The 16,903-nt window shown below is 68.5% G+C and carries 13 protein-coding genes; 3 read left to right on the top strand and 10 right to left on the bottom strand.

Features of this window, described 5'->3' with window-relative positions; all coding sequences use genetic code 11:
- Positions 1 to 34 precede the first annotated feature (34 nt).
- The 5 genes from KBY71_RS07200 to KBY71_RS07180 form a co-directional block, all read right to left on the bottom strand.
- Positions 35 to 1,435 carry a PP2C family protein-serine/threonine phosphatase gene (locus KBY71_RS07200; protein WP_254928257.1) on the bottom strand — a complete coding sequence of 467 codons (1,401 nt, stop codon included), beginning with the start codon at positions 1,433 to 1,435 and terminating at the stop codon, positions 35 to 37.
- A gap of 69 nt (positions 1,436 to 1,504) precedes the next feature.
- Complete coding sequence (gene ftsY, locus KBY71_RS07195) at positions 1,505 to 3,028, bottom strand: signal recognition particle-docking protein FtsY (RefSeq protein WP_254928256.1); 1,524 nt, start codon at positions 3,026 to 3,028, stop codon at positions 1,505 to 1,507.
- 7 nt (positions 3,029 to 3,035) lie between these two features.
- The gene (nusB, locus tag KBY71_RS07190; protein ID WP_254928255.1) at positions 3,036 to 3,677 is read right to left on the bottom strand and encodes a transcription antitermination factor NusB; all 642 of its coding nucleotides are present in this window, start codon (positions 3,675 to 3,677) and stop codon (positions 3,036 to 3,038) included.
- A 15-nt stretch (positions 3,678 to 3,692) separates the two neighbouring features.
- Complete coding sequence (locus KBY71_RS07185; RefSeq protein ID WP_254928254.1) at positions 3,693 to 4,418, bottom strand: DUF502 domain-containing protein; 726 nt, start codon at positions 4,416 to 4,418, stop codon at positions 3,693 to 3,695.
- A gap of 72 nt (positions 4,419 to 4,490) precedes the next feature.
- Positions 4,491 to 5,141, bottom strand: a complete 651-nt coding sequence (locus tag KBY71_RS07180) for an HpsJ family protein (protein ID WP_254928253.1) — start codon at positions 5,139 to 5,141, stop codon at positions 4,491 to 4,493.
- Between the two features lie 47 nt (positions 5,142 to 5,188).
- Between KBY71_RS07180 and queG the strand changes: the two genes are divergently transcribed.
- Genes queG through KBY71_RS07165 form a run of 3 tightly spaced genes read left to right on the top strand, consistent with a single transcriptional unit; the run spans position 5,189 to position 9,685 of the window.
- Positions 5,189 to 6,136 carry a tRNA epoxyqueuosine(34) reductase QueG gene (gene queG / locus KBY71_RS07175; protein WP_254928252.1) on the top strand — a complete coding sequence of 316 codons (948 nt, stop codon included), beginning with the start codon at positions 5,189 to 5,191 and terminating at the stop codon, positions 6,134 to 6,136.
- A 24-nt stretch (positions 6,137 to 6,160) separates the two neighbouring features.
- Positions 6,161 to 7,099 carry a tetratricopeptide repeat protein gene (locus tag KBY71_RS07170; protein ID WP_254928251.1) on the top strand — a complete coding sequence of 313 codons (939 nt, stop codon included), beginning with the start codon at positions 6,161 to 6,163 and terminating at the stop codon, positions 7,097 to 7,099.
- A 60-nt stretch (positions 7,100 to 7,159) separates the two neighbouring features.
- Positions 7,160 to 9,685 (top strand): DNA topoisomerase (ATP-hydrolyzing) subunit A, encoded by a 2,526-nt coding sequence (locus KBY71_RS07165; protein ID WP_254928250.1) that lies wholly within the window; start codon positions 7,160 to 7,162, stop codon positions 9,683 to 9,685.
- A gap of 5 nt (positions 9,686 to 9,690) precedes the next feature.
- Here the strand turns inward: KBY71_RS07165 and purF are convergent, their stop codons facing one another.
- From purF to thrC, 5 genes are all read right to left on the bottom strand, one after another.
- Positions 9,691 to 11,190, bottom strand: coding sequence for an amidophosphoribosyltransferase (gene purF / locus KBY71_RS07160; RefSeq protein WP_254928276.1), 1,500 nt, complete (start codon positions 11,188 to 11,190; stop codon positions 9,691 to 9,693).
- 23 nt (positions 11,191 to 11,213) lie between these two features.
- Positions 11,214 to 13,586 (bottom strand): phosphoribosylformylglycinamidine synthase subunit PurL, encoded by a 2,373-nt coding sequence (purL, locus tag KBY71_RS07155; protein ID WP_396095088.1) that lies wholly within the window; start codon positions 13,584 to 13,586, stop codon positions 11,214 to 11,216.
- Positions 13,587 to 13,726: 140 nt separating this feature from the next.
- Complete coding sequence (locus tag KBY71_RS07150) at positions 13,727 to 14,476, bottom strand: RNA methyltransferase (protein ID WP_254928249.1); 750 nt, start codon at positions 14,474 to 14,476, stop codon at positions 13,727 to 13,729.
- 2 nt (positions 14,477 to 14,478) lie between these two features.
- Positions 14,479 to 15,624 (bottom strand): DNA polymerase III subunit beta, encoded by a 1,146-nt coding sequence (gene dnaN, locus KBY71_RS07145; protein WP_254928248.1) that lies wholly within the window; start codon positions 15,622 to 15,624, stop codon positions 14,479 to 14,481.
- 400 nt (positions 15,625 to 16,024) lie between these two features.
- Positions 16,025 to 16,903, bottom strand: an 879-nt coding sequence (gene thrC, locus KBY71_RS07140) for a threonine synthase (protein WP_254928247.1), incomplete at its 5' end; no start/stop codon positions are given.

The raw sequence follows: 16,903 nt of genomic DNA, 5'->3' as shown, positions 1-16,903 counted from the left end.
ACGGCACGGGGCAGAGGGTCAGCTTCCCGGGCCCTCAGCTTGGCAGGGAGGGCAACATCACCTCCTCCCGCACCTTCAGCACCACCATCGAGGCATCGTCATCCAATTGCCGGTCGGAGCCCACAAAGCGGTCGAGCCGGGCAAACAACTGATCGAGAATCCCCTGGGCGCCGATGCCGGAGCGGCAGGCGGCCTGCAGATGGCGCACGAGCCGCTCTTCATCGAACCGCTCGCCGCTGAACCCGGACGCCTCGGTGACCCCATCGGTGTAGTACAGCAACACATCGCCCGGCTCCAGCACGATCTCGGCAATGCCGTAATCGGCATCGCTCTGCAGACCGATCAACAGGCCCGGCGCATCGAGACGGTCCACCTGATTGCGCTGCCGCCGCCAGATCAGGGGGGGATTGTGGGCCGCATTGGCGTACCGCAACAGGCGGGTGCGGGGGTCGTAGTCGGAATAAAACAGCGTCACAAACCGGTGCGAGTGGGCCAGGTCCTCCTGGGCCAGCTGGTTGAGGTCGTGGAGGATGCGCTCGGGGGAATGGCCGCTGAGCACCTCGGCCCGCAACATGCCGCGCAGCAGGGTCATCAGCAGGCCGGCCGGCACGCCCTTGCCCATCACATCCCCCATCACCAGGGCCCAGCGGGCCTGTTCGCGGCGGCGGCCCAGCAGCTGGGGCCGGGTGGGGATGAAGTCGTAGTAGTCGCCGCCCACCTGGAAAGCGGGGCGGCAGCGGGCGGCCAGCTCCACCCCGTCAATCACCGGGCAGTGGTCGGGCAGCAACTGGGCCTGGATCTCGGCGCCGATGCTGAGCTGCCGGTCCAGCCGCTCATGGCGCCGCATGGTCTGCTGCAGCGCCTCATTCTCCAAAGCCACGGCGGTGAGATCGGCCACCAGCTGCAGGTGGCGGCGGTGCACTTCACTCCAGGCAAATCCCTGGCGACCACTGAAGATGTAGAGACGGCCCCGGGGCAAACTGCGGCACACCACGGACGTGGCGAACACCTGGGTGTCGCCGAGCAGACGGCCAATGCGCTGGTCGAGCAGGGCCACCACGGCCTCCTCGCCACTGAGGGCGGCCAGCTCGGCATCGCCGAGGGCCGCCAATTGGCGCATCAGCTCAGCACAGCGCTCCACCGGGGTGGCCTGCAGTTGCTCGCGCCAGAGGCGACCATCCTCGTGGAACACCACCAGCACCGCCCCCTCCGCCTCCACCAGCCGGGCCGCCACCAAGGGCACCAGCTCCAGGAAGCGGCCCAGATTGGTGAAACTGCGCAGGGTGAAGGCCAGGGAGGCCAGCAGCTCCTGGTTGCGGCGCTGCTCCCGGCTGAGGCTGTCCAACAGCTGCCGCAAGGAAGCTGCCGCCGAGAGCACCGGCACGGCTGCAGACGGGGCCTGCTGGAGCGAGTGGGGGGGTGGCTTGTTGCTCACCGATTGCGCACGGGGCGGCCGCGGCGGGTTCGCAAGATAGCGGGGTCTGCCGGCGTTGCCTGGGATGGCTCAGCGGGCAAGCAGGGCCTCCACAAACTCGAAGCTGTTGAAGGGGCGCAGGTCGCGGATGCCTTCACCGGCGCCAATGAATCGGATCGGCAAGCCCGCCTCCGAAGCCACCGCTAGGGCCACACCACCGCGGGCACTGCCGTCGAGCTTGGTGAGCACCACGCCGGTGAGCCCGGCAGCCTTGGCAAAGGCCATGGCCTGGCGCAGGCCGTTCTGACCCTGGCTGGCATCGAGCACCAGCAGCGACTCCACCACCGCCTCGGGGGCCAGCTTGTCGACGATGCGGCGCACCTTGCTGAGTTCCTCCATCAGGTTGTGCTTGGTCTGCAGGCGACCGGCCGTGTCCACCAGCACCAGCTCGGTGCCCTTGGCCTGGGCGGCGCCGATGGCGTCGTAGACGACGGCCGCCGGATCGGCGTTGGCGCTGGGATTGGCAATCACCGGCACGCCGCTGCGGTCGCCCCACACCTGCACCTGCTGCACCGCCGCGGCCCGGAAGGTGTCGGCGGCGGCGATCAGGCAGCTGTAGCCACTGCGCACCGCCAGGTTGGCCAGCTTGCCCAGGGTGGTGGTCTTGCCAACGCCGTTGACCCCCACCATCAACCAGACATTGAGTTGCTGGCGCTGGGGAGCGAGCAGGGCGTGGCCGCTGGAATCGATCGGTTGGTCAAGGATGGCGCGCAGCTGTTCCTTGAGAAAGCGCAGGCCCTCTGCGGGATCCACCACCTCCTCGTTGAGGCGCTTGCGCAGGGCGTCCAGCACCTGGTCGGTGGCCTGGACACCCACATCGGCCCGCAGCAGGGTCGTTTCCAGGTCGTCCACCACCTCTGGAGTGAGCGGATCGTCACCGAGGGTGTCGAGCAACTGGGTGACGAAACCCTGGCGGGTTTTCTCCAGGCCCTGGCGCAGCCGTCCCAGCCAGTCGATCTCCTCGAGCGACACCTGGTCGACCCGCTTGCCCTGGGCCGCCAGCACCTCGGCCGACCAGGTGAAGGTGGTGTCGAAGTCACCCAGGCTGGGCTCAGGGGAATCGGTTGCAGCCGGCGGAGTGTCCGGGGATTCAGGGCCAGGGGCGGTGATCGCCTGCTGGCGCTCGGCCCGCTGGGCCGCGGCCTGCTCCAACAACGACAGACCGGCCGCGGTGGGCGCAGCGAGGCCCTCTGCAGGAGTCTGTACAGGCTGTACAGAATCAGGAGGGGCGCTCGGCTGGGGCTCGAGCTCGGGCTGGGGCTCCGCCTGGGAACCGACCGGAGTTTCGGCTGTGGGGTTCGGCACAGGCTCCTGCTGGGCCTGCTTCTGGGCTTGCTGCTGGGCTTTCAGGCGGGCGTAGGCCTGACGCGCCCACTCGAGGGCCTCCGCATTGGGATCGGGGTTGGGATCAGCCGGGCTCCCCTCGGGCTGGGCAGCAGCGGAAGCCGCTGGGGTCGTCTCCTCCGGGGCCAGCGGAGGCCCCGATCCCTCGCTGGGCGGAGTCTCGCCGTCGGTTCCGGTGGGCCCGGTGCGATTGAACCAGTCGTAAACCATGCTGCGCTCAGGCCTCCGCCACGGAGCGGGCAGCCGTGAAGCGCCGCAGCACACCGTTGATCATGCGGCGGCCCTGCTCATCGCTGTAGCGGTTGGCCAATTCCACGGCCTCGTTGCAGGCCACGGCGGCGGGGGTGTGGAAGCTGTCGAGATCCACGGCGGCCAGCCGCAGGATGTCGCGGTCGATGCGGGGCAAACGGGTGAGCCGCCAGCCCTCCATCACGCCGTCGAGGCGCCCATCGATGGCTTCCCGGTCGCGCAACACCGCCTCCACCCGGGCGATGGCGCCGCGGCGCACCTCGTCCTGGTCGGCCAGCAGCAGCAGCCGGGGCAGCTCCAGGCTGGCGGAGAGGCGATTGATCGCCTGTTCGGCCGCCGCCAGGCCGGCATTGAGGTGTTGGCGCACCCGCGGCAACTGCTGCTCACCCTGGTCCTGCAACTCGCTATCGAGCAATTGCTGCTGGGCCGTCTGCAGATCCTCAGCGGAACGGTCCAGGGCCTCGCGCACGTGCTGGCTGAGGGTGGCGAGCACCTGCTGGAGCAGCCCCTCCATCGAAGAGGGCTGGGCCACGGGGGTCGCGCCGGCGCGGTCACTGGTCTGGCCAAGCATCAACAGGGCCAGTTCACGGGAGAGGGTGCGGCTCTGCATCAGGACGGCTCTGCCTCAGGAGAGTTGGGGAGTGCGCAGCTGGGCCAACAGGCTCGAGAAACTGCGGTTGGGGGTGGACTTTTCGTCCGGGTTGACGATGCCGGCGGAAATGATCGTGCGGAAGGCATCCTCCACCGAGATCTCCAGATCCTTGACCGATCCCTCCGGCACCACGGTGTACCAGCCGGTGGTGGGGTTGGGAGCGGTGGGGATGAACACGCTCAGCATCGGCTCGGTGAATCCGGCCTGCAGGGCGGTGCCGATGGCGCCGGTGACAAAACCCAGGGCGTAGAGCCCCTCGCGGGGGTACTCCACCAGCACCACCCGGCGGAACTTGGAGGAATTGCCCTGCAGGAAGGTTTCCAGCAGCTGCTTGAGGGTCTTGTAGACCGAACCCGCCAGCGGGATCCGCAGCAAGGTGCCCTCACCGAATTCCAGCAACCAGCGCCCGACGATGTTGCGGGCCATCAGGCCGATCAACAGGATGCCCAGCAGGGGCACCAGCAGGCCCACCCCGAGATTGATCAGTTCCTGCAACAGCGGGTTGAGCGTGTTGAAGGGGTTGAACTGCTTGGGAATGGACGTGAGAAACGCCAGCACAAAACGGCTCACCGTGGTGGCGAGCCAGATGGTGGTGGCGAGGGGAATCACCACCAGCAAGCCGGCGATCAGGTCGTTCTTGAGGTCAGCCTGAAGCCGATCCCCGAGGGGCTGATCCGATCTGGGACTGGATTGAACCAAGTGACAACCCGGGGGCCCGGCCTACTAGCTACCTGTTGGCAACTTAGCCAGCCACCGGCACCCGGCGATCGATCAGAGCAGGGCCACCAGGGCCACCAGCACGAAGCCGATGGCCAGCACCACGGCGGTGCCGGTGCCGCCAAACCGGCGCTGGTTCACGGTGAGGTCGCGGGCGCGCTGCTGCTGTTGCAGCTGGGAATCAGCCTGCTGAAGCTGGCGCTCCATGAAGGCTTTGGCGGCCTGCTGTTTCTGCTCCGGCGAGGCATCAGCGGGGATCTGGCCGGCCTGCTCGCCCTGGGCGATCAGCTGGTCGATCACCTGGGGGTTCTGCATCTGGGCGCGGGCCATGGCCAGCTGACCCTTGCGGGCAGCCAGCTGCTGGTCGGCCTGGTCGGAGAGGGCCCGGTCACCACTGATCGACACCGGCACGGCCACGAGCATGGCCAGGGCCAGCAGGATGCCCAGCACGGCCACCAGCCAGCGCAGGGGGGTGCGGCCCGCGGCCGGATGGTCGAGACGGCTGCCGAACAGCATCAGCAGCAGCCCCACCAGGGCCATGGGCGACTGGGTCACCAGCCGGTCCATCAGGAGCTGGCGATAGCCCTCCTCACTCCAGTTCCAGGAGCCCAGCAGCACCAGCAGCTGAAGCCCCAGCAGCACGACCAGGGTGAGGCCGAGCCAGCGGAGCAGGTGGCCCAGGCGGCCGAAGGAGGCGGTGCTCACAGGATGCGCTCGCGGCAGATTGAAGGAACGGCGCAACTGTACGGGCGATGACGCGCGACGCCCACCACGAGCTGGCACACCAGTTAAAAGAGCAGGCGCGGCAGCTGGGGTTTGATCCGGTGGGCCTCGCCGCCGTGCCCGCCGGGGATCGCCTGAGCCTGCGAACGGCGGCCCTGGAACGCTGGCTGGCCGCCGGATACCAGGCCGACATGGGCTGGATGGCCGACCCGCGCCGGCGCGCGGTGGAACAGCTGCTGCCAGGGGTGCGCAGCCTGCTGGCCGTGGGCCTGAACTACTACGTGGCGGCCGAGCGGGCGCCGGGGGCGCTCAAGGTGGCGCGCTACGGCTGGGGACGGGATTACCACCGGGTGATCGAGGGGCGCCTGCGCCGGCTGGGGCGCTGGCTCGACGACCGGGTGCCGGGGGTGCGCTGGCGGGCCTGCGTGGACAGCGCGCCGCTGATGGACAAGGCCTGGGCGGAGGAGGCCGGCCTGGGCTGGATCGGCAAGCACGGCAACCTGATCCATCGCCAGCGGGGCTCCTGGCTGCTCCTCGGCCACCTGCTCACCAGCCTGGACCTGCCGGCCGATACCCCCGCCGAACCCCTCTGTGGCAGCTGCAGCCGCTGCCTGCCGGCCTGCCCCACCGGCGCCATTTCGGAGCCGTTCGTGGTGGACAGCCGCCGCTGTCTGGCCTTCCACACGATCGAAAACCGCGATCCCGAACTGCCCGCCGCGATCGCCGGGGCGCTGGAGGGTTGGGTGGCGGGCTGTGACCTCTGCCAGGAGGTGTGCCCCTGGAACCAGCAGCCGCTGGACAGCAGCGACGATCCGGATCTGCAGCCCCGCCCCTGGCTGCTCGATCTGCGGGCCGAGGAGGCCCTGCAGTGGAGCGACGCCGACTGGGATGAACGGCTGCGGGCCTCGGCCCTGCGGCGCCTGAAACCCTGGATGTGGCGCCGCAACCTGCGGGCCAGCCAGGGCGGCACTGCCTAGGGTGGATGGATCTGTCCCCAAGCGATGGCACCGCGCTGGCTGCGCCCTGACTCCTCCCACGCAGGGTCCCGCAAAACGGTGTTCTCCAAGGCTGTAGTGCTGGCTGCCCTGGGGCTGGGACTGGCCCAGGGCTTGCCCGCCCGGGCTTTGGTGCCCTACGTGTACGTGCCCCAACGGCAGGAGCTGGAAGGGGCTGGGCTCGGCATCGCCCAGGCAGCCGCCCGGCTGCTGCGGCTGGGTCAGGCCGGAGATGCGGCCCGGCTGGCGGCCCTCACCGTGCAACTGCTCCCCGACGACCCCCGCGGTTGGGTGCTGCTGGCCGAAGCCCAGTTGCGCAGCAACCAGCTCGAGCAGGCCGGGATGGCGCTGGCCAAGGCCAAACAGCTCGATCCCCGCAACCCCGGCATCTGGTTTGCCGAGGGTTCCCTGGCCCTGCGGGGCGGCAAACCCAGCGAAGCGATCACCCTGCTGGAGCAGGGACTGAAGCTCGACAAAGGCAATGCCGGTGCCTACTTCGACCTGGGCAACGCCCGCATCCTGTTGGGCCAGAGCGGCGAGGCCCTGGCCGCCTTTGAACGGGCCTCCTCCCTGCGCAAGGGGTTCTGGGAAGCCCTCAACAACCAGGGGCTGGTGCTGTTCGAACAGGGCAAGACCAAAGCTGCGGTGCAGCGCTGGCGCCAGGTGCTGGCGATCAAACCGGACGCGGCCGAACCGAGCCTGGCCCTGGCCGCCGGCCTGTTCACCGCGGGACCCGAGGGCCGCCAGGAGGCCCTGGACCTGGCCAGCAAGGCACTCGACAGCGAACCCAACTACGTGCTGGAGAGCTACCAGAAGGATCAGCTGTGGGGACCCAAGCTGCGCAGCACCACCCAGGAGCTGCTGCTGCTGCCTGACCTCAAGCCCGTGGTGGATCGGGCCCTGGCCAATGCCAGCCCCGAGGGCGAGAGCAGCGAGGACGAGTAAAAGGCCTGGACAGCATCTGTAGGCTGAGCCCCACCTTCCCTCCCCAGACCCCAGCACCGGATGGCCGAGGAGCGTTCAGGGGAATCCATCGAACCGGGCAGGAACCCCGGCAACGACCCGCGCATCCAGCCGATCGCCCTGCACCAGGAGATGCAGCGCTCCTACCTCGAGTACGCCATGAGCGTGATCGTGGGACGGGCCCTGCCGGACGTGCGCGACGGCCTCAAGCCCGTGCAGCGCCGCATCCTCTATGCGATGCACGAGCTGGGCCTCACCCCGGATCGCCCCTACCGCAAATGCGCCCGGGTGGTGGGCGACGTGCTCGGTAAATACCACCCCCACGGCGATCAGGCGGTTTACGACGCCCTGGTGCGGCAGGTGCAGACCTTTGCCAGCCGCCACCCCCTGCTCGACGGCCACGGCAACTTCGGCTCCGTCGACGACGATCCGCCGGCGGCCATGCGCTACACCGAAACCCGGCTGGCGCCGATCGCCAACGAGGGCATGCTCGATGAGATCGGCAACGACACGGTCGACTTCGCCCCCAACTTCGATGGCTCCCAGCAGGAGCCCACGGTGCTGCCAGCCCAGCTGCCCTTTCTGATCCTCAACGGCTGCACCGGCATTGCCGTGGGCATGGCCACCAACATCCCGCCCCACAACCTGGGGGAGGTGGTGGATGCCCTGATCGCCCTGGTGCGCAAGCCGGATCTGAGCGACGACAAGCTGCTGGAGCTGGTGCCCGGCCCCGATTTCCCCACCGGTGGGGAGGTGTTGGTGGGTCAGGGCGTACGCGACACCTACCTGGGCGGCCGCGGCAGCATCCCGATGCGCGGGGTGGCCCACATCGAGGAGGTGCAGCCCGGCAAGGGGCGGCACAAACGGGGGGCCGTGGTGATCACCGAGCTGCCGTACCAGCTGAGCAAGGCCGGCTGGATCGAAAAGCTCGCCGAGCAGGTGAACGAAGGCAAGATCGGCGGCATCGCCGACATCCGCGACGAGAGCGATCGGGACGGGATGCGGGTGGTGGTGGAGCTGCGCCGCGATGCCAATCCGGAAACCGTGCTGGCCGACCTCCAACGCCGCACCGCCCTGCAGAGCAATTTCGGCGCCATCCTGTTGGCGCTGGTGAACGGCCAGCCGGTGCAGCTGAGCCTGCGGCGCCTGCTGCAGGAATTCCTCGAATACCGGGAACTCACCCTGATCCGCCGCACCCGCCACGCCCTCAAGCGCTGCGAAGACCGGCTCGAAGTGGTGGAGGGCCTCATCAAAGCTCTCGATGCCCTGCAGCAGGTGATCGCCCTGATCACCGCGGCCCGTGATGCCGCCAGTGCCAGGGCAGGGCTGCAGGTGCAGTTCGACCTGAGCGAGCGCCAGGCCGATGCGGTGCTGGGCATGCCCCTGCGGCGGCTCACGGGGCTGGAACAGGAGAGCCTGCGCAAGGAGGCCGCCGACCTGATCGAAGAGCGGGGGCGGCTGCGTCACCTGCTCGACGACCGCGGCGTGCTGCTCGACACCCTGGTGAGCGAGTTCAAGGCCCTGCGCAAGCGCTTTGCCACCCCCCGGCGCACCCGGCTGGTGGAAGGCGGTGACGCCCTGGTGGCCCAGCGGGCCGCGGCCATCCGTCCCAACGCCGAACTGCAGCGGCAACAGGCCTTTGGCGCCCTGGCCCCGGACAGCCGCCTGCTGATCCAGGCCGATGGGGCGGTGAAAATCCTCAGCCCCCAGATGCTGGGACGCCTCCACTTCGATGCGGCCACCGAGCTGGGTGAGCACCCCTCACCCGCCCGGCTGATCCTGCCGATCGCCGAACAACCCCTGCTGCTCGCCTTCACGGTGAGCGGACGCGTGGCCCTGCTGCGCTGGGAATTCGCTGGCCAGCAACCGGGCAAACTGGAGCGCTTCCTGCCCGACAGCCTCGAGGGGGAACAGGTGGTGCAGGTACTCCCCCTGCCCAGCGCGGGCAGCCTGGGACTGCTGAGCAGCGACGGCCGCTTCAAACGGCTGCCGGTGGAGGACTTTCAGGAATTGTCGGGGCGGGCCACCTCGGTGCTCAAGCTGAAGGAGGGCGTGAGCCTGCGGCGGGTGGTGAGTGGCCAGGAGGGCGACACCCTCGTAGTGGCCAGCAGCACGGGCCGCATGCTGCGGCTCAACTTGAACGAGGCCAACCTGCCCCTGATGGGCCGGGCGGCCCAGGGACCGATGTTGATGCGGCTGCTGCCGGGTGAAACGGTGGTGGGTGCCGCCTGCGTCCCCGCTCAACCGGACGACAACGCTGGCGAAGACCAGGCCACGGTGGTGCTAGCCACGGCGGGCGGTCAGCTGAAGCGGCTGCTGGTGTCGAGCCTGCGCCCCTGCCAGCGCGGTGACATGGGGCAGATCGGGCTGCGGTTGCAACAGCGGGGCGATGCCCTGATCGATCTTCAGGGAGCGGAGTCAACGGTGATGAGCATCCTCACCAGCAAGGGGCTGAGTGGTCGGATCGACCTGGGCCAACTCCCAGCCGAAGACTGCGGCGGCATCGGGATCAGCCTCAACCTGCCAGCCGGTCAGCAGCTGCAAGACCTGGTGCCCCTGATCAGCTAGGGCTGCTACGGCACCAGGGTGGCGGCGATGCCGGCCGGCTCCAGCATCAGCTTGCTGGAGCGCACCTGCTCGGCCATCTCGATCGGATAGGCCCCATCGAAACAGGCGGTGCAGAAGTGGGAGGAGTTGGCCAGGGCCGCATCCACCATCCCCTGTTTGCTGAGGTAGGCCAGCGAATCCACGCCCAGATGGGCCGAGATCTCCGCCAGGGTGAGCCGGGCGGCGATCAGTTGGTCCTGGGTGTCGGTGTCGATGCCATAGAAGCAGGGGTGGGTCACCGGCGGTGAACTGATCCGCATGTGCACCTCGGTGGCCCCGGCATCGCGCAGGGCCTGCACCAGCTTGCGGCTGGTGGTGCCCCGCACGATCGAGTCGTCGATCACCACCACCCGTTTGCCGGCGAGCACATCGGGGAGGGGATTGAGCTTCACCCGGATGCCGGCCTCCCGCATCGCCTGGGTGGGCTGGATGAAGGTGCGGCCCACATAGCGGTTTTTGATCAGACCATCGCCAAAGGGGATGCCGCTGAGCTGGGAGTAACCGATCGCCGCCGGGATGCCGGAATCGGGCACGCCAATGACGATGTCGGCCTCCACGGGGGTTTCCCGGGCCAGGGCCTCACCGATCCGCACCCGATAGCTGTAGAGGGATTCGCCGAAAAAGCGGCTGTCCGGCCGGGCGAAATAGATCATCTCGAACACGCACAGCTTGGCCGGCTGCTCACACCAGCGGCTGCGGCTGGGAGCGGACTCCCCCTGGCGGAAGTGGATGATCTCGCCGGGCTCCACGTCGCCATCAAACGCGGCACCGATGATGTCGAGCCCGCACGACTCACTGCTCACCACCCACTGGGCTTCAGAGGTCTCGCCGATGTGGCCGAACACCAGGGGACGGATGCCGTGGCCGTCGCGCAGGGCAAACAGACCCTCCGGCGTGCCGATCACCAGGCTGAAGGCACCACGGCAGCGCTCGGCGGCGGCTCGGATGGCCCCGTCCCAGTCGAGGCCGCTGTTCACGCCCTGCTGCAGGGCAAAGGCAATCAGCTCGGAATCGGTGGTGGAGGTGAGCTCGCTGGCAATGGCTGCCAGGTCGTGGCGCAACTCCCCGGCATTCACCAGGTTGCCGTTGTGGGCCAGGGCAAAGGGGCCCAGCCGGGTGTTCAGCACCACGGGCTGGGCGTTGCAGACCTTGCTGCTGCCAGTGGTGGAGTAACGGTTGTGGCCGATGGCCAGATCGCCCGTCAAGCGCTCCAGCACGGACTGGTCAAACACCTGACTCACCAGGCCCATGTCCTTGTGCAGCCGCACCTTGCGGTCGGCGTCAAAGACGGCAATGCCGGCCGATTCCTGGCCGCGGTGCTGCAGGGCGTAGAGGCCGAAATAGGTGAGGTTGGCCACCGGCTGGCCGGGTGCCAGCACGGCATACACGCCGCAGGCCTCCTCAGGCTTGTCGGGGCGCTGGTCCAGGTCGTGATCTGCTGCCTGGGCGCTGGGGTCCGGATGCATCACCACCACAGGCCCATCAACAATCACGGTGAAAATTCATTCTGCACCAGCGCCCCCATGCGCCGGGGAATGGCCTGCTCGTAGCAGGTTTGCAGGGCGGCAACGGCCTGCTCGATCACGACGCTGCCGGCCTGGGTGATGGTGAAGGACGGGGCCGCCGTGACCTTGCCGATCGCTTGGGCCGGCACGGAGCCAGGAGCTGCCGCATGGGCCTGATCCAGGGCCTGCAGCCAGGCTGCCGCCTGGCTCGGCGCCACGCTTACCAGGATGCGGGCACCGCCCTCGGCGAACAGCAGCCGATCCAGCCGGGCCGCACTGGCGGGAAGCTCCAGGTGGGCACCCAGACCCGAAGCCATGCAGCCCTCAGCTGCGGCCACCGCCAAGCCGCCGTCGCTGAGGTCGTGGGCGGAAGCCACCAGACCCTGGGCGATCGCCTGGCGCAGGAAGGCCTGCACCGAGCGCTCCAGCGCCAGGTCGATCTCAGGCGGGCGCCCCGTGACGGCTCCATGGAGCCGCTCCAGGTAGCTGCTGCCGGCCAGGCCCAGGCGCGCATCGGCGGGAGTGTCTCCCCCCTCCAGCGGCACCCCCAACAGCCAGATCGCATCGCCCGCCTCCCGCCAGGCCAGGCCGCGCACGTGCTGCAGGTTGTGCACCAGGCCCACCATGCCCACCACGGGCGTGGGGTGGATCGGCTGCATGGTGCCGTTCGGCAGGCGGGTCTCGTTGTAGAGCGACACGTTGCCGCCGGTGACCGGCGTGTCCAGGGCCGAGCAGGCCGCAGAAAGGCCGCGGCAGGCCAGGGCCAACTGCCAGTAGCCGGTGGGGGTTTCGGGGGAGGGGAAGTTGAGGTTGTCGGTGATCGCCAGGGGTTCTGCGCCCACACAGCTGAGGTTGCGGGCGGCTTCGGCCACCGCCGCCATGCCGCCGCGCTCGGGATCGAGGGCCACCCAGCGGTTGGGGCAATCCACCACCGCGGCCACACCGCGCGTGGCCGCCACCATGGCGCCCTCGCCCTGCTGGGGCCGCAACCGGACCACGGCCGCATCGGCACCGCCCGGAAGCACCACCGTGTTGGCCTGCACCTGGTGGTCGTACTGGCGGTACACCCAGCGCTTCGAGGCAATGGTGGGATCGTCCAGGAGGGCCAGCAGGGCGTCGTTCCAGCTGAACGGCAACTCGGCGGGCAACTCGGCCTCACTCCAGCGCCAGTGGGCCTGGATCTCGGCCGGGGGTTCGCTGATCAGGGTGTGGTGGTTGATGGGGGTGTCATCGGCCAGGGCGCTGGCGGGCACCTCAGCGGCCACGGCACCGTGCTGGAGCACGCGCACGATGTTGTCTTCGAGCACCCGGCCCACCACGGCCGCCTGCAGGCCCCAGCGGGTGAAGCGCGCCATCAGGGCCTGCTCCGTGCCGGGCTTCACCACGAACAGCATCCGCTCCTGGGATTCGCTCAGCAGGAACTCATAGGGGGTCATGCCGGCCTCACGGGCGGGCACCTTGTCGAGATCCAGCTCGATGCCCAGGCCCCCCTTGGCGGCCATCTCCGAGCAGCTGCAGGTGAGGCCAGCGGCGCCCATGTCCTGGGCGGCCACCACATCACCACTCTGGAAGGCCTCCAGGCAGGCCTCGATCAGGCCCTTCTCCAGGAAGGGATCGCCCACCTGCACGGCGGGCCGATCGTCGAGGGAGGCCTCGGTGAGCTCGGCCGAGGCAAAGCTGGCGCCGCCCATGCCGTCCCGGCCGGTGGTGCTGCCCACGTACACCACGGGGTACCCCACGCCCTCGGCGCCGGAGCAGACGATCTCCTCGGTTTCCATCAGCCCCAGGGCCATGGCATTCACCAACGGGTTGCCGGAGTAGCTGGCATCGAAGGCCACCTCCCCACCCACGGTGGGCACGCCCACGCAGTTGCCGTAGTGGGCGATGCCGGCCACCACCCCCTCCATCAGACCCACGTTGCGCTCGTCCTCCAGGGGGCCAAAGCGCAGGGCGTTGAGCAGGGCGATCGGCCGGGCGCCCATGGTGAAGATGTCGCGCAGGATGCCGCCCACGCCCGTAGCCGCCCCCTGGAACGGCTCCACCGCCGAGGGGTGGTTGTGGCTTTCGATCTTGAAGGCCAGGCGCTGGCCCTCGCCCAGATCCACCACACCGGCGTTCTCACCGGGGCCCACCAGGATGCGGGGGCCGGTGGTGGGGAAACCCTGGAGCAGCGGCCGCGAGTTGCGGTAGCAGCAGTGCTCCGACCACATCACCCCAAACATGCCCAGCTCGGCCCGGTTGGGGGCGCGGCCGAGGCGGCGGCAGATCTCGTCGTAGTCGGCCTGGCTGAGGTTCTCCTTCTTCAGCGCCTCGGGCACCGAATAGTCGGGGGGGGCGAACTCTGAAGCAGCAACCACGGACGACTGGGCAAGTTGGTTCCAGTCTGGCCGAGCGGCTCACCGGGCTTCCGTGGACTTGCGGCGGGCGGGCGGCACCCGCTGGAGCGCTCTCCCCAATTCCGTACGGGCTGTACAGAATTCGGCCGCAGTCCAACTGGTCAGAACCAAGGATCCTCGTCGTTGGGTGGTGGTGCGGACCGGCGCTGACGACGGCTGTCGTCAGGAGCCGGCTCGGGAAACGACTCGGGCCAGGTGTCCCATTCGTCGGCTTCGTTGGCGCCGCGCGGCTCCTCCTGCCAGGGCGGCTCCTCCAGCCAGCCCTCGAGCCGCTCCTCAAAACGGCTGCCGGCCTCCTGCACCTGATCCCGCCAGCGCCGCGACCGACGCAGAAACTCCTGACGCACGCTGGCCCGGGCCAGGGGCAACTCATCCAGGCTGGCCAGGCCGGTGAACACCTGGCCGGGCTGCTGATCCACCAGCCGATCCAAACTCAAACGCCAACGGCTGCTGCCGGGCAGCCGCGGATCACTGCGGCTCACCAGGTAGTGCACGATCCTGCCCGTGCGCAGCTCGATGGCGGCATCGGCCAAGGTGCCAATCACCTGCTGCTGGCGATCGAGCACGGCCGCGTCCATCAGGCAGGGCAACCGGTCCACCATCGCCTGCTCGGTTTCGGCCGGCGGGCCCTGGGCCAACACCTCCAGATCGGTGAGCCCCCGCAATTGGTTGAGACGCCACACCAGACGGCGGGATCCGAAGGCCGACGGCTTGGACACCCAGCCCAGCACCCGGTGCACGGGGGGATGCATCCACACCTGGAGTCCAGCGCCGTGGTCCAGCCCCTGATCACAGCGCACATGCCGGCGCAGCAGCTCACTCAGCAGCAACTGCTCCGGGAAAGCGGCCACCGTCAGCTGCGGATCTGAACGGGCATCACCAGATAGGTGAACTGGGCCCCATCGGCGGGCGTGAGGATCGCCGGGGTGGTGGGGGCGTTGCACTGCAGCAGCACCTGGTCACAGGCCATGGCCTTGAGACCATCGAGCAGGTAGCGCACGTTGAAGGCAATCTGGATGGCGTCGCCCTCAATGGTGGCCGCCAGGGCTTCCGAGCCGCTGCCCACGTCCTGGGCATCCGCCTGGATCACCAGCTGGCCGGTGGCCGGTTCGGCGCTGAGTTTGACCACGTTGTTGTGCTGGTCTGCCAGCACCGCCACCCGCTCCAGACCCGAGACAAAGGCACGCCGATCGAGGCTGATCGTGCGGCTGAAGCTCTCAGGGATGAGCTGCCGGTAGTTCGGATAGGTGCCATCCAAACTGCGGCTGGTGAGCACCTGGTCAGCCCAGAGAAACACCACCTGACCGCGGTCGCAGAAGAGGCTGAGGGGTTCGTCCGACTGGCGACCGGAGAGCAGCCGTTCCAACTCCCGCAGGGAGCGGGCCGGCACGGTGACGGCGAAGGGCTCTCCGTCAGCGGCGGCCGTGGGGTCGCTGGCGTGGGCGAGACACAGCACGGCCAGGCGATGGCCATCGGTGGCGGCGCATTCGAGCCCGGCCGGATCGAGGCGCAGATGCACGCCGGTGAGGAGCTGCTTGGCCTCATCGCCACTGCTGGCAAACAGGGTGGCCCGCAGGCCCTTCACCAGGGCATCGGCTTCCAGGCGAATCGGCGTGCCGCTTTGGACCAGGGGCAGATCGGGGAAATCCTCCGCGGGCATCCCCCGCATCTGATAGCTGCCCGAGAGGCTGGTGAGCTCCACCTGTTCAGTACCTTCGGCGCAGGCCAGGGTGATCGGGCTGTCACTCGAGAGGCGGGAGACAATTTCACCGAACAGGCGAGCCGGAAGGGTGATGGCGCCGCTGGTTTCCACGCTGGCGGGCAGGCTGGTCTGGATGCCGAGGCTCAGATCAAAGCCGGTGAGACTCAACCGGCCCGTGCCGGCATCGGCCGTGAGCAGCACGTTCGCCAACACCGGATGGGTGGGGCGGCTGGCCACGGCCCGGCTCACCAGCTGCAGGCTGGTGCTGAGTTCGGACTGGGAACAGACCAGCTTCATGGCGTTTGGGCTGGCAGGCCTGACGGCTGCGAGGACGGTGCCCCCAAGCTTCCACAGGCGGGCTGATTGCGCAACGCCGGTGAACCGTCCCCCAGGCCCTGTTCGATCATCGGATTAAAGGATTTCAAGAGAAGAAAACAAACCGTCGTCGTAGGGGCTGGGGGAATCGGGGAAAACCTCAAAAACAGTAGTCAGCACAAGGGTTTTTTGGTCTGATCTGCTGGGGTTTGGTGCCAGTGATCTGGGGGGAGCGCGCCGTTTTCCGCTCTTTCCAGTCCATGGGGAAAACCGGCCGAGTTGGGCGAGGCGACGGCGTGGGCTGCCTGTCCCCCGGGTCGGGCTGGTTTTCCCCAGGCTTCCAGCAGACGCTTTGTCCATTGGTTGGTCGGGGACGGCCGGTTTAGAAGCCCATCACGGCAGCCACTTTCGCCGTATCCGCTTCCAGGCCCGTGTGGAAGCGGGCGTCGTTGTGTTCGATCGCGGTGGTGGGGTCTTTGAGGCCATTGCCGGTGAGCACGCACACCACGGTGGCTCCGGCGGGCACCTCGTCCCGGCGCTTCAACAGACCGGCCACGGAAGCGGCGCTGGCCGGTTCACAGAACACCCCTTCACCGGAGCCCAGCAGCTTGTAGGCGTCGATGATTTCAGCATCGGTGACCGCCATGAAGCCGCCACCGCTCTCAGTGCGGACGTTCAGGGCTTTATCCCGGTTGACCGGGTTGCCGATGCGGATGGCGGTGGCGATGGTGTCGGGCTGCTCCACCGTGTGGCCGAGCACCAAGGGGGCAGAGCCAGCCGCCTGGAACCCCATCATGCGTGGCAGCCGGCGGCAGTGCCCTGCGGCCTTGTATTCGTTGAATCCCATCCAGTAGGCACTGATGTTGCCCGCGTTGCCCACGGGGATACACAGCCAGTCGGGCGCTTCACCCAGGGCATCCACCACCTCGAAGGCCGCCGTTTTCTGTCCCTGTAGCCGGTAGGGGTTCACCGAATTCACCAGGGTGATCGGGTATTGGTTCGCCACGTCCTGCACGATCGCCAGGGCCCGGTCGAAGTTGCCCTGAATAGCGATCACCTCGGCCCCGTAGAGCAGCGCCTGGGCCAGCTTTCCCTGGGCCACATAACCATCCGGGATCAGCACGAAGGCCCGCATGCCGCCGCGGCGGGCATAGGCGGCCGCGGCGGCGGAGGTGTTGCCGGTGCTGGCACAGATCACCGCCTCCGAGCCCGCTTCCTTGGCCTTGGAAATGGCCATGGTCATGCCCCGGTCCTTGAAGGA

The organism is Cyanobium sp. T1B-Tous (assembly GCF_024345475.1).
Classification (GTDB): domain Bacteria; phylum Cyanobacteriota; class Cyanobacteriia; order PCC-6307; family Cyanobiaceae; genus Cyanobium_A.
This window is presented reverse-complemented; position numbering and strand designations above follow the sequence as displayed.

What these genes read in the sequence shown, in the direction of transcription:
- ftsY (WP_254928256.1), bottom strand. Translation starts at nt 3,028, where the DNA reads ATGGTTTACGACTGGTTCAATCGCACCGGGCCCACCGGAACCGACGGC.
- nusB (WP_254928255.1), bottom strand. Translation starts at nt 3,677, where the DNA reads ATGCAGAGCCGCACCCTCTCCCGTGAACTGGCCCTGTTGATGCTTGGC.
- queG (WP_254928252.1), top strand. Translation starts at nt 5,189, where the DNA reads ATGACGCGCGACGCCCACCACGAGCTGGCACACCAGTTAAAAGAGCAG.
- KBY71_RS07170 (WP_254928251.1), top strand. Translation starts at nt 6,161, where the DNA reads ATGGCACCGCGCTGGCTGCGCCCTGACTCCTCCCACGCAGGGTCCCGC.
- KBY71_RS07165 (WP_254928250.1), top strand. Translation starts at nt 7,160, where the DNA reads ATGGCCGAGGAGCGTTCAGGGGAATCCATCGAACCGGGCAGGAACCCC.
- purF (WP_254928276.1), bottom strand. Translation starts at nt 11,190, where the DNA reads ATGCATCCGGACCCCAGCGCCCAGGCAGCAGATCACGACCTGGACCAG.
- dnaN (WP_254928248.1), bottom strand. Translation starts at nt 15,624, where the DNA reads ATGAAGCTGGTCTGTTCCCAGTCCGAACTCAGCACCAGCCTGCAGCTG.